A 13,753-nucleotide genomic window follows, 5' to 3' on the forward strand; every position below is an offset into this window, starting at 1 on the left:
GAGTATCTGCGCCGAAATAGAACAGGCTAAAGCTCGTTTGTGCGGACGCCTGCGCGCTCCCGGCGCCGCTGGCCTCGCGAGGCACTACATAGCCGACGAGCTGCTTGTGTCCGGGTTGATCCTCGCGGGCGATGACGGCGGCCTGGGCGACTTCGGGCAGGCGGGCGAGCGCCGCCTCGATCTCGCCGGGCTCGATGCGGAAGCCGCGGATCTTGACCTGCTGGTCGGCGCGGCCGAGGAAGTCGAGCATGCCGTCGGGACGCCACTTGGCGAGATCGCCGGTGCGATACATGCGCGTTCCGGGCGGCCCGAACGGGCACGCGACGAAGCGCTCGGCGGTGAGCCCCGGCCGGTTCAGATAGCCGCGGGCGAGACCCGCGCCGGCGATGTACAGCTCGCCCGCCACGCCCACCGGAACCGGACGCAGCAACCCGTCCAGAACATACACCCGCGTGTTCCAGATCGGACGGCCAAGCGGAGGGGCGCCGTCTAGTCCGCCATCGAGAACGGTCGTGGTGGACCAGATCGTTGTCTCGGTCGGCCCGTAGAGGTTGATAATATCGCGGCCTGTCAGGGCAAGGAGGCGTTCCGCCTGCTCAGCGGAAAGCGCCTCGCCGCCGACGAGCGGATGCAGGCCGCGCAAAATATCGGGCTGGCTCTCGATCAGTCCTTGCCATCCGCTTGGCGTGGCCTGGAGGGTGTCGACTCCATGTTCGCTGATTAATTGGGCGACGAGCGCGGGATCGCGCAACGCCCTGCCGCCCGCGACGACGACCTGGGCGCCCTGGATGAGAGGCAGATAGAGTTCGAGCCCTGCGATATCGAAACCGATTGTGGTGGTGGCGAGTAGCGAGTGGCCGGCTCCCAGCGGGACGTTCGGCCGCAGGGCATGCAGGAAGCTCGTTAGATTGGCATGCGCGACGACGACGCCCTTGGGCGTCCCGGTTGATCCTGAGGTGTAGATGACATAGGCGGGATTCTCGGGCGCGAGGGGTTTGGTTCGCTCGGCGTCGGTTGGGTTGGTTTGCGGCGCCTGCTGCAGGGCCGCGGCGATGTCGGGGTCATCGAGCAGGATGCGGGGGATGGCGGCGTCGCTCAGGTGGGCGGCGACGTCCCCCATGCTGACGAGGCAGAGCGGCTGTGCGTCTTCGAGCATGAAGCGCAAGCGCTCGGCTGGGTAGTCGGGATCGAGCGGCAGATAGGCGGCGCCGGCCTTGAGGATGCCAAGCAGCGCAATGACCATCTCGAGCGAGCGCGGCATGCAAAGCGCGACGATCGCCTCGGGCCCGATGCCGAGCCCGATCAGATGATGGGCGAGCTGATTGGCTTTGGCGTTAAGTGCGGCGTAGGAGAGCTCGGCGTCTTCGAAGACGAGGGCGATGGCGTCGGGCGTGCGCTCGGCCTGCGCCTCGAACAGCTGCGGCAGCGTGGCTTCGGGCAGCGGATGGGCGGTGTCGTTCCAATCGACGAGGATCTGGCGGCGCTCATCGGCGGTGAGCAGATCGATGGCGCCGATGCGCTGCGCCGGATCGGCGGCGATCGCCTCCAAAACGCGGGTGAGGCGCGACGCCAGGATCTCGATGCTGGCGCGGTCATAGAGGTCGGTTGCGTATTCGAGCGCGCCGGCGAGCCCGGCCGGCCGACCCTTTGCGTCGGCGGTCTCGGTCAGGCTCAGCGTGAGGTCGAACTTGGTGGCGCCGGCGCCGACAGGCTCTTGGCGCAGCTCGAGGCCCGGCAGGTCGAGGCTTGCGGCCTCGGTGTTCTGCAGGACGAGCATGACCTGGAACAGCGGGGCATGGTTCTGGGCGCGGGCCGGGTTGAGGATCTCGACGAGGCGCTCGAACGGCAGGTCCTGGTTAGCGTAGGCGGCGAGGCTCTGCTCGCGCACGCGGGCGAGCAGGTCCTGGACGCTGGGATCGCCGGAAAGGTTTGTGCGCAGGACCAGGGTGTTGACGAAGAAGCCGACGAGGTCGTCGAGGGCGCTGTCGGTGCGGCCGGCGATGGGCGAGCCGATGGCGATGTCGTCGCCGGCTCCGAGCTTGCCGAGCAGGATGGCGAAGCCGGCCTGCAGCAGCATGAACAGGCTGGTCCCGGAGCTGCGGGCGAGCGCGCGGAGCTTATGGTGCAACGCCGGGGCGATCTGGATCGGCAGCTGGTCGCCGCGATAGGAGGCGACGGCGGGGCGCGGCCGGTCGGTGGGCAGGGCGATGCATTCGGGCAGGCCGGCGAGGGCCTGGCGCCAATAGGCGCCCTGCTGGGCGATCAGGCTGCCCGGCCGGCTCTCGTCGCCGAGCAGCTCGCGCTGCCACAGCGCATAGTCGGCGTATTGCACGGGCAAGGCCGCAAAGCCCGGCGCGTGACCCTTCAGGCGCGCCGCATAGGCCCGCGCCAGATCGCGGGCGAGCGGGGCCAGCGAGGCGCCATCGGCGGCGATGTGATGCACCAAGACGAGCAGGACATGGCTGTCGTGGGCGAGGCGGAACAGCGTGGCGCGGATCGGCGTCTCGCGATCGAGGCGGAAGGCGTAGGCGGCGGCCTGCCGCAGCAGATCCGGCAGCGTCGCCTCGTCGACGTCCTGTCTATCGAGCGTCAGGCATGCGCGCGGATCGTCCGTTGCCAGCACGAGCTGCTGGGGCGCATCGTCGATCTCGGGGAAGAGCGTGCGCAGGCTCTCGTGGCGGACGACGAGATCCCTGAGCGCCGCCTCGAGCGCCGCGCCGTCGAGCGCGCCCTCGAGGCGCAGCGGCATCGGGATGTTGTAGGTGGCGCTCGGCCCCTCCAGCCGGTAGAGGAACCACAGCCGCTGCTGCGCCGGCGACAGCGGCAGCTGCTCCGGCCGCGGCAGCCGCCGCAGCGGCGTCCGCGCGCTGGCGCCATCCGTCAGCCGCAGGGCGAGCTGAGCGACGGTTGGGGCCTCGAACAGGGCGCGGACGGGCAGCTCGACATTGAGCTCGGAGCGGATGCGGCTGATGAGGCGGGTGGCGAGCAGGGAATGGCCGCCGCGGTCGAAGAAGCTGTCGTCGATGGAGACGCTCTCGAGGCCGAGGATCTCGGCGAAGAGGTTGGCGAGGATCTCCTCTTGCGGCGTGCGCGGCGCGCGGCCGGCAGATGAGAGGAACTCGGGCGCCGGCAGGGCGCGGCGATCGAGCTTGCCGTTGGGGGTCAGCGGCAGCGCCTCGAGGAAAACGATGGCGGCGGGAACCATATAGTCCGGCAAGGTTGCGGCCAGCGCCTGGCGCAGCACCGCCGGATCGATCGCCATATCGATCTCTCGGCCGGCCTTGGCGACGACATAGCCGACGAGCTGCTTGTGTCCGGGTTGATCCTCGCGGGCGATGACGGCGGCCTGGGCGACTTCGGGCAGGCGGGCGAGCGCCGCCTCGATCTCGCCGGGCTCGATGCGGAAGCCGCGGATCTTGACCTGCTGGTCGGCGCGGCCGAGGAAGTCGAGCATGCCGTCGGGACGCCACTTGGCGAGATCGCCGGTGCGATACATGCGCGTTCCGGGCGGCCCGAACGGGCACGCGACGAAGCGCTCGGCGGTGAGCCCCGGCCGGTTCAGATAGCCGCGGGCGAGACCCGCGCCGGCGATGTACAGCTCGCCCGCCACGCCCACCGGAACCGGACGCAGCAACCCGTCCAGAACATACACCCGCGTGTTCCAGATCGGACGGCCAAGCGGAGGGGCGCCGTCTAGTCCGCCATCGAGAACGGTCGTGGTGGACCAGATCGTTGTCTCGGTCGGCCCGTAGAGGTTGATAATATCGCGGCCTGTCAGGGCAAGGAGGCGTTCCGCCTGCTCAGCGGAAAGCGCCTCGCCGCCGACGAGCGGATGCAGGCCGCGCAAAATATCGGGCTGGCTCTCGATCAGTCCTTGCCATCCGCTTGGCGTGGCCTGGAGGGTGTCGACTCCATGTTCGCTGATTAATTGGGCGACGAGCGCGGGATCGCGCAACGCCCTGCCGCCCGCGACGACGACCTGGGCGCCCTGGATGAGAGGCAGATAGAGTTCGAGCCCTGCGATATCGAAACCGATTGTGGTGGTGGCGAGTAGCGAGTGGCCGGCTCCCAGCGGGACGTTCGGCCGCAGGGCATGCAGGAAGCTCGTTAGATTGGCATGCGCGACGACGACGCCCTTGGGCGTCCCGGTTGATCCTGAGGTGTAGATGACATAGGCGGGATTCTCGGGCGCGAGGGGTTTGGTTCGCTCGGCGTCGGTTGGGTTGGTTTGCGGCGCCTGCTGCAGGGCCGCGGCGATGTCGGGGTCATCGAGCAGGATGCGGGGGATGGCGGCGTCGCTCAGGTGGGCGGCGACGTCCCCCATGCTGACGAGGCAGAGCGGCTGTGCGTCTTCGAGCATGAAGCGCAAGCGCTCGGCTGGGTAGTCGGGATCGAGCGGCAGATAGGCGGCGCCGGCCTTGAGGATGCCAAGCAGCGCAATGACCATCTCGAGCGAGCGCGGCATGCAAAGCGCGACGATCGCCTCGGGCCCGATGCCGAGCCCGATCAGATGATGGGCGAGCTGATTGGCTTTGGCGTTAAGTGCGGCGTAGGAGAGCTCGGCGTCTTCGAAGACGAGGGCGATGGCGTCGGGCGTGCGCTCGGCCTGCGCCTCGAACAGCTGCGGCAGCGTGGCTTCGGGCAGCGGATGGGCGGTGTCGTTCCAATCGACGAGGATCTGGCGGCGCTCATCGGCGGTGAGCAGATCGATGGCGCCGATGCGCTGCGCCGGATCGGCGGCGATCGCCTCCAAAACGCGGGTGAGGCGCGACGCCAGGATCTCGATGCTGGCGCGGTCATAGAGGTCGGTTGCGTATTCGAGCGCGCCGGCGAGCCCGGCCGGCCGACCCTTTGCGTCGGCGGTCTCGGTCAGGCTCAGCGTGAGGTCGAACTTGGTGGCGCCGGCGCCGACAGGCTCTTGGCGCAGCTCGAGGCCCGGCAGGTCGAGGCTTGCGGCCTCGGTGTTCTGCAGGACGAGCATGACCTGGAACAGCGGGGCATGGTTCTGGGCGCGGGCCGGGTTGAGGATCTCGACGAGGCGCTCGAACGGCAGGTCCTGGTTAGCGTAGGCGGCGAGGCTCTGCTCGCGCACGCGGGCGAGCAGGTCCTGGACGCTGGGATCGCCGGAAAGGTTTGTGCGCAGGACCAGGGTGTTGACGAAGAAGCCGACGAGGTCGTCGAGGGCGCTGTCGGTGCGGCCGGCGATGGGCGAGCCGATGGCGATGTCGTCGCCGGCTCCGAGCTTGCCGAGCAGGATGGCGAAGCCGGCCTGCAGCAGCATGAACAGGCTGGTCCCGGAGCTGCGGGCGAGCGCGCGGAGCTTATGGTGCAACGCCGGGGCGATCTGGATCGGCAGCTGGTCGCCGCGATAGGAGGCGACGGCGGGGCGCGGCCGGTCGGTGGGCAGGGCGATGCATTCGGGCAGGCCGGCGAGGGCCTGGCGCCAATAGGCGCCCTGCTGGGCGATCAGGCTGCCCGGCCGGCTCTCGTCGCCGAGCAGCTCGCGCTGCCACAGCGCATAGTCGGCGTATTGCACGGGCAAGGCCGCAAAGCCCGGCGCGTGACCCTTCAGGCGCGCCGCATAGGCCCGCGCCAGATCGCGGGCGAGCGGGGCCAGCGAGGCGCCATCGGCGGCGATGTGATGCACCAAGACGAGCAGGACATGGCTGTCGTGGGCGAGGCGGAACAGCGTGGCGCGGATCGGCGTCTCGCGATCGAGGCGGAAGGCGTAGGCGGCGGCCTGCCGCAGCAGATCCGGCAGCGTCGCCTCGTCGACGTCCTGTCTATCGAGCGTCAGGCATGCGCGCGGATCGTCCGTTGCCAGCACGAGCTGCTGGGGCGCATCGTCGATCTCGGGGAAGAGCGTGCGCAGGCTCTCGTGGCGGACGACGAGATCCCTGAGCGCCGCCTCGAGCGCCGCGCCGTCGAGCGCGCCCTCGAGGCGCAGCGGCATCGGGATGTTGTAGGTGGCGCTCGGCCCCTCCAGCCGGTAGAGGAACCACAGCCGCTGCTGCGCCGGCGACAGCGGCAGCTGCTCCGGCCGCGGCAGCCGCCGCAGCGGCGTCCGCGCGCTGGCGCCATCCGTCAGCCGCAGGGCGAGCTGAGCGACGGTTGGGGCCTCGAACAGGGCGCGGACGGGCAGCTCGACATTGAGCTCGGAGCGGATGCGGCTGATGAGGCGGGTGGCGAGCAGGGAATGGCCGCCGCGGTCGAAGAAGCTGTCGTCGATGGAGACGCTCTCGAGGCCGAGGATCTCGGCGAAGAGGTTGGCGAGGATCTCCTCTTGCGGCGTGCGCGGCGCGCGGCCGGCAGATGAGAGGAACTCGGGCGCCGGCAGGGCGCGGCGATCGAGCTTGCCGTTGGGGGTCAGCGGCAGCGCCTCGAGGAAAACGATGGCGGCGGGAACCATATAGTCCGGCAAGGTTGCGGCCAGCGCCTGGCGCAGCACCGCCGGATCGATCGCCATATCGATCTCTCGGCCGGCCTTGGCGACGACATAGCCGACGAGCTGCTTGTGTCCGGGTTGATCCTCGCGGGCGATGACGGCGGCCTGGGCGACTTCGGGCAGGCGGGCGAGCGCCGCCTCGATCTCGCCGGGCTCGATGCGGAAGCCGCGGATCTTGACCTGCTGGTCGGCGCGGCCGAGGAAGTCGAGCATGCCGTCGGGACGCCACTTGGCGAGATCGCCGGTGCGATACATGCGCGTTCCGGGCGGCCCGAACGGGCACGCGACGAAGCGCTCGGCGGTGAGCCCCGGCCGGTTCAGATAGCCGCGGGCGAGACCCGCGCCGGCGATGTACAGCTCGCCCGCCACGCCCACCGGAACCGGACGCAGCAACCCGTCCAGAACATACACCCGCGTGTTCCAGATCGGACGGCCAAGCGGAGGGGCGCCGTCTAGTCCGCCATCGAGAACGGTCGTGGTGGACCAGATCGTTGTCTCGGTCGGCCCGTAGAGGTTGATAATATCGCGGCCTGTCAGGGCAAGGAGGCGTTCCGCCTGCTCAGCGGAAAGCGCCTCGCCGCCGACGAGCGGATGCAGGCCGCGCAAAATATCGGGCTGGCTCTCGATCAGTCCTTGCCATCCGCTTGGCGTGGCCTGGAGGGTGTCGACTCCATGTTCGCTGATTAATTGGGCGACGAGCGCGGGATCGCGCAACGCCCTGCCGCCCGCGACGACGACCTGGGCGCCCTGGATGAGAGGCAGATAGAGTTCGAGCCCTGCGATATCGAAACCGATTGTGGTGGTGGCGAGTAGCGAGTGGCCGGCTCCCAGCGGGACGTTCGGCCGCAGGGCATGCAGGAAGCTCGTTAGATTGGCATGCGCGACGACGACGCCCTTGGGCGTCCCGGTTGATCCTGAGGTGTAGATGACATAGGCGGGATTCTCGGGCGCGAGGGGTTTGGTTCGCTCGGCGTCGGTTGGGTTGGTTTGCGGCGCCTGCTGCAGGGCCGCGGCGATGTCGGGGTCATCGAGCAGGATGCGGGGGATGGCGGCGTCGCTCAGGTGGGCGGCGACGTCCCCCATGCTGACGAGGCAGAGCGGCTGTGCGTCTTCGAGCATGAAGCGCAAGCGCTCGGCTGGGTAGTCGGGATCGAGCGGCAGATAGGCGGCGCCGGCCTTGAGGATGCCAAGCAGCGCAATGACCATCTCGAGCGAGCGCGGCATGCAAAGCGCGACGATCGCCTCGGGCCCGATGCCGAGCCCGATCAGATGATGGGCGAGCTGATTGGCTTTGGCGTTAAGTGCGGCGTAGGAGAGCTCGGCGTCTTCGAAGACGAGGGCGATGGCGTCGGGCGTGCGCTCGGCCTGCGCCTCGAACAGCTGCGGCAGCGTGGCTTCGGGCAGCGGATGGGCGGTGTCGTTCCAATCGACGAGGATCTGGCGGCGCTCATCGGCGGTGAGCAGATCGATGGCGCCGATGCGCTGCGCCGGATCGGCGGCGATCGCCTCCAAAACGCGGGTGAGGCGCGACGCCAGGATCTCGATGCTGGCGCGGTCATAGAGGTCGGTTGCGTATTCGAGCGCGCCGGCGAGCCCGGCCGGCCGACCCTTTGCGTCGGCGGTCTCGGTCAGGCTCAGCGTGAGGTCGAACTTGGTGGCGCCGGCGCCGACAGGCTCTTGGCGCAGCTCGAGGCCCGGCAGGTCGAGGCTTGCGGCCTCGGTGTTCTGCAGGACGAGCATGACCTGGAACAGCGGGGCATGGTTCTGGGCGCGGGCCGGGTTGAGGATCTCGACGAGGCGCTCGAACGGCAGGTCCTGGTTAGCGTAGGCGGCGAGGCTCTGCTCGCGCACGCGGGCGAGCAGGTCCTGGACGCTGGGATCGCCGGAAAGGTTTGTGCGCAGGACCAGGGTGTTGACGAAGAAGCCGACGAGGTCGTCGAGGGCGCTGTCGGTGCGGCCGGCGATGGGCGAGCCGATGGCGATGTCGTCGCCGGCTCCGAGCTTGCCGAGCAGGATGGCGAAGCCGGCCTGCAGCAGCATGAACAGGCTGGTCCCGGAGCTGCGGGCGAGCGCGCGGAGCTTATGGTGCAACGCCGGGGCGATCTGGATCGGCAGCTGGTCGCCGCGATAGGAGGCGACGGCGGGGCGCGGCCGGTCGGTGGGCAGGGCGATGCATTCGGGCAGGCCGGCGAGGGCCTGGCGCCAATAGGCGCCCTGCTGGGCGATCAGGCTGCCCGGCCGGCTCTCGTCGCCGAGCAGCTCGCGCTGCCACAGCGCATAGTCGGCGTATTGCACGGGCAAGGCCGCAAAGCCCGGCGCGTGACCCTTCAGGCGCGCCGCATAGGCCCGCGCCAGATCGCGGGCGAGCGGGGCCAGCGAGGCGCCATCGGCGGCGATGTGATGCACCAAGACGAGCAGGACATGGCTGTCGTGGGCGAGGCGGAACAGCGTGGCGCGGATCGGCGTCTCGCGATCGAGGCGGAAGGCGTAGGCGGCGGCCTGCCGCAGCAGATCCGGCAGCGTCGCCTCGTCGACGTCCTGTCTATCGAGCGTCAGGCATGCGCGCGGATCGTCCGTTGCCAGCACGAGCTGCTGGGGCGCATCGTCGATCTCGGGGAAGAGCGTGCGCAGGCTCTCGTGGCGGACGACGAGATCCCTGAGCGCCGCCTCGAGCGCCGCGCCGTCGAGCGCGCCCTCGAGGCGCAGCGGCATCGGGATGTTGTAGGTGGCGCTCGGCCCCTCCAGCCGGTAGAGGAACCACAGCCGCTGCTGCGCCGGCGACAGCGGCAGCTGCTCCGGCCGCGGCAGCCGCCGCAGCGGCGTCCGCGCGCTGGCGCCATCCGTCAGCCGCAGGGCGAGCTGAGCGACGGTTGGGGCCTCGAACAGGGCGCGGACGGGCAGCTCGACGTTGAGCTCGGAGCGGATGCGGCTGATGAGGCGGGTGGCGAGCAGGGAATGGCCGCCGCGGTCGAAGAAGCTGTCGTCGATGGAGACGCTCTGGAGGCCAAGCACTTCGGCGAACAGAGCGGCGAGGATCTCCTCCTGCGGTGTGCGCGGCGCGCGGCTGGCGGACGAGGCGAACGCCGGCGCCGGCAGGGCGCGGCGATCGAGCTTGCCGTTGGGGGTCAGCGGCAGCGCCTCGAGGAAAACGATGGCGGCGGGAACCATATAGTCCGGCAACGTTGCGGCCAGCGATTGGCGCAGCGCTTGCGCCCGCGGCCGCGCATGGCTGCGCGCGAGACTGTGCAACTGCTCCAGAGCGGGCAACGCTGCGAACGCTTGTGCGGCGTCCATCCAGTCGACGAGGCACGCGATTTCGTTCACACCTATTTCATGCAGCTGCTGGACTATCGGCAGGCAGCTTTGCGGCGTGCCGATCAGCGCGGCTGTGCGTGAATAGCGTTCAAAGGCGATTTCCACCACCTGCTCAAGTTGTTCCGCGCTGGGCTCGTCGAGTTCCAGGCTCTTCAGAAGCGGGCGCATAAGGCCGATATGCGCCCGCATGTAATTCATGAATGGCTTGCGAGCGCGTGCAAGCGTGTCCTCCAACCCATCTCCGAGGAAGGTATGTATCATCAGGGTAACGCGGCCATTATCCGGGTCGTGTCCCGCCTCGGCGCGCGCTCGGCGGTACCGCGCGATCTGCTCTTCCAGCTTGCCAAGCGTCTGGCCCAACAGGTGAGTCAGGACGTTCAGGCCAAGTCGGCCGGCATGTTCGAAAGTCTCAAGGCTGCCTGCCGCAGTGAGCCATATGGGCAACTTTTCTTGTAACGGCCGCGGATAAACATGCACCGAGACAGGCTCGCCGGCACCGTCGATCCGCGTAATCGACTCGCCCCTCCAGAGCCGCTGTAGGACGTCGATGGCTTGATGGGTGAGTTGCCTGCGATCGGGGAAGCGCTCTGGATAGAAGACGAAGTCGCGTGGATGCCAGCCGGAAGCGATCGCTGCGCCAGCCCGTCCGCCTGACAAATTGTCGACCACAGCCAATTCTTCGGCTACACGCAACGGATCATGAAGCGGGAGCACGACGCTGCCGGCGCGCAACTGTATATTTTCCGTAATGCCCGAGAGCGCCGCATTCAGCACCGATGGGTTTGGATAAAGGCTTCCGACTTCATGGAAATGCCGTTCCGGTGTCCAGATCGCCTCGAAACCGTGCGCATCGCCAAAGCGTGCCGAATCCAGATAGAATGCGTACTTGTTGTGCTGCGCGTGAGTATCTGCGCCGAAATAGAACAGGCTAAAGCTCGTTTGTGCGGACGCCTGCGCGCTCCCGGCGCCGCTGGCCTCGCGAGGCACTACATAGCCGACGAGCTGCTTGTGTCCGGGTTGATCCTCGCGGGCGATGACGGCGGCCTGGGCGACTTCGGGCAGGCGGGCGAGCGCCGCCTCGATCTCGCCGGGCTCGATGCGGAAGCCGCGGATCTTGACCTGCTGGTCGGCGCGGCCGAGGAAGTCGAGCATGCCGTCGGGACGCCACTTGGCGAGATCGCCGGTGCGATACATGCGCGTTCCGGGCGGCCCGAACGGGCACGCGACGAAGCGCTCGGCGGTGAGCCCCGGCCGGTTCAGATAGCCGCGGGCGAGACCCGCGCCGGCGATGTACAGCTCGCCCGCCACGCCCACCGGAACCGGACGCAGCAACCCGTCCAGAACATACACCCGCGTGTTCCAGATCGGACGGCCAAGCGGAGGGGCGCCGTCTAGTCCGCCATCGAGAACGGTCGTGGTGGACCAGATCGTTGTCTCGGTCGGCCCGTAGAGGTTGATAATATCGCGGCCTGTCAGGGCAAGGAGGCGTTCCGCCTGCTCAGCGGAAAGCGCCTCGCCGCCGACGAGCGGATGCAGGCCGCGCAAAATATCGGGCTGGCTCTCGATCAGTCCTTGCCATCCGCTTGGCGTGGCCTGGAGGGTGTCGACTCCATGTTCGCTGATTAATTGGGCGACGAGCGCGGGATCGCGCAACGCCCTGCCGCCCGCGACGACGACCTGGGCGCCCTGGATGAGAGGCAGATAGAGTTCGAGCCCTGCGATATCGAAACCGATTGTGGTGGTGGCGAGTAGCGAGTGGCCGGCTCCCAGCGGGACGTTCGGCCGCAGGGCATGCAGGAAGCTCGTTAGATTGGCATGCGCGACGACGACGCCCTTGGGCGTCCCGGTTGATCCTGAGGTGTAGATGACATAGGCGGGATTCTCGGGCGCGAGGGGTTTGGTTCGCTCGGCGTCGGTTGGGTTGGTTTGCGGCGCCTGCTGCAGGGCCGCGGCGATGTCGGGGTCATCGAGCAGGATGCGGGGGATGGCGGCGTCGCTCAGGTGGGCGGCGACGTCCCCCATGCTGACGAGGCAGAGCGGCTGTGCGTCTTCGAGCATGAAGCGCAAGCGCTCGGCTGGGTAGTCGGGATCGAGCGGCAGATAGGCGGCGCCGGCCTTGAGGATGCCAAGCAGCGCAATGACCATCTCGAGCGAGCGCGGCATGCAAAGCGCGACGATCGCCTCGGGCCCGATGCCGAGCCCGATCAGATGATGGGCGAGCTGATTGGCTTTGGCGTTAAGTGCGGCGTAGGAGAGCTCGGCGTCTTCGAAGACGAGGGCGATGGCGTCGGGCGTGCGCTCGGCCTGCGCCTCGAACAGCTGCGGCAGCGTGGCTTCGGGCAGCGGATGGGCGGTGTCGTTCCAATCGACGAGGATCTGGCGGCGCTCATCGGCGGTGAGCAGATCGATGGCGCCGATGCGCTGCGCCGGATCGGCGGCGATCGCCTCCAAAACGCGAGTCAAGCTGGCGGCTAACCGGTTAAGATGGGCAGGATCGTAAAGAGCGGGATTGGCATTAAGATTGACCCGCAAGCTGCTCTCATCACTATAAATTACGATCGAAAGGTCATCCACAGGGCCGTTGGAGAACATCTCGCCCGACACTGGAACTTTGTCGAAACGGAGCGCGCTATCGAAGGCCATGAAGATGATATGCGGACCGAACGATCTGGTTCGGCTCCCCAGAACGTTCCGCACGAGATCTTCGCCTCGCAGACGCTGATGTCGCAGAACCCCGCGCATCTCACGTGAAATGTCCCGCGTAAGATGCGGCAGGGTCGATTCCGCCGTCACAGTCAAGCGAACGGGTAGAGCGTTGGCCATTGTCGCCGGGATCCCACGCGTCGCCTTGGTGCGTCCCGCGATCGGCACGCTCAGGACCAGATCGGAAATCCCGCTCAGCCGGTGCAGCCACGCCGCTACAATCGAGATCATGATCGACGGCAAGGATTGGCCGGATTGCTTGGCGAAGGCCGTGAAAACCGCATATTGCAGCGCTGAAACTTCGAAGGCGCGCTGCACGAAGGTATTGGAGGGCGCCGCCGCCCGGCCGGCGAGACAAAGCGGTTCCGACCAGCCGGCGAGACGCTCCCGCCAGTAACGTTGATCTGCGGCTTGCTGCGGCGATCCTGTATAACACCGATCTTCCTCAAGCACCGTGTGCAAGCTGCCGAACAGGTTCGGTCCCGGGACTTCTCCAGCAACAAGCGCCGCATAAACCGCGGCTAAGCGCGATGAGATTGCCGTGACGCTGAGCCCATCCATAACGATGTGATGATATCGATGATACCAGAAGAACCGGTCCGGCGCGGTCTTGATCAGGGCAAAGCCGAACGGCGTGTCCTCGAGCAGATTGACCGGCTGCGCCATCTCGGCTCGCATCCACGCCTTGGCCGCCGCCTGAGGATCCACTTGGTCACTGTAATCCAGAGTGACCATTGACCAGACGGCGCCGGCGTCAAGGCGCTGCCGGGGTCCGTCCTCGGTGTCGATAAAGCGCAGACGCAGCGCGTCGGCCTCAGCAACGACATGCCGAAGCGCCGTCTCGAAAAGTGCTGGATCCACCGCGTCATGGATGTCGAGATATCCGCCGATGTTGTAGCCGGGGAAGTCCGGATCAAGCGCCTGGGCAAACCAGATCTTGGATTGCGCGTCGGTAAGGGCATCATGCCCCCCGTGCCCATCAGCCGCGTCGAGCATCTTCGTCCTTTAAAGGTTAGGATGGATATTGATCCGGCCGTAGGGGCGATGTGCGGGCACATCTTTGAGACCAAGTGCGTGGCAAGTTATTCTCAACATATCGTGCCGGGGGACACTCAAAGCCCATTCGCCTCCAGATGCCGGAGCACCTTCTCGGTCGTCTGGTCGGTCGCCGGCCGCGGCCGAGATCGACGCCCGCTTAACTGCGCATCGTCAGGGGTGCAGCGCGCCTCTTCGACCCTCGGGGCCGTTGCTGCGGAAAATAAATGCATAGCATTCGTCTCAATTCCCACG

1 protein-coding gene (running past one end of the window) is annotated in these 13,753 nt (G+C 67.7%); it reads right to left on the reverse strand.

Going from position 1 to position 13,753, the window contains the following annotated elements:
* A protein-coding gene (locus WDN46_25125) for an amino acid adenylation domain-containing protein (GenBank protein MEJ0096573.1) crosses the window boundary here: on the reverse strand, positions 1 to 13,459 show its 5' portion. 1,412 nt of this gene lie to the left of the window's left edge; only the first 13,459 of its 14,871 coding nucleotides appear in the window; its start codon is at positions 13,457 to 13,459; its stop codon lies off the left edge, out of view.
* Positions 13,460 to 13,753 lie beyond the last annotated feature (294 nt).

Origin of the sequence: Methylocella sp. (genome assembly GCA_037200525.1) — a bacterium.
Lineage (GTDB): Bacteria > Pseudomonadota > Alphaproteobacteria > Rhizobiales > Beijerinckiaceae > Methylocapsa.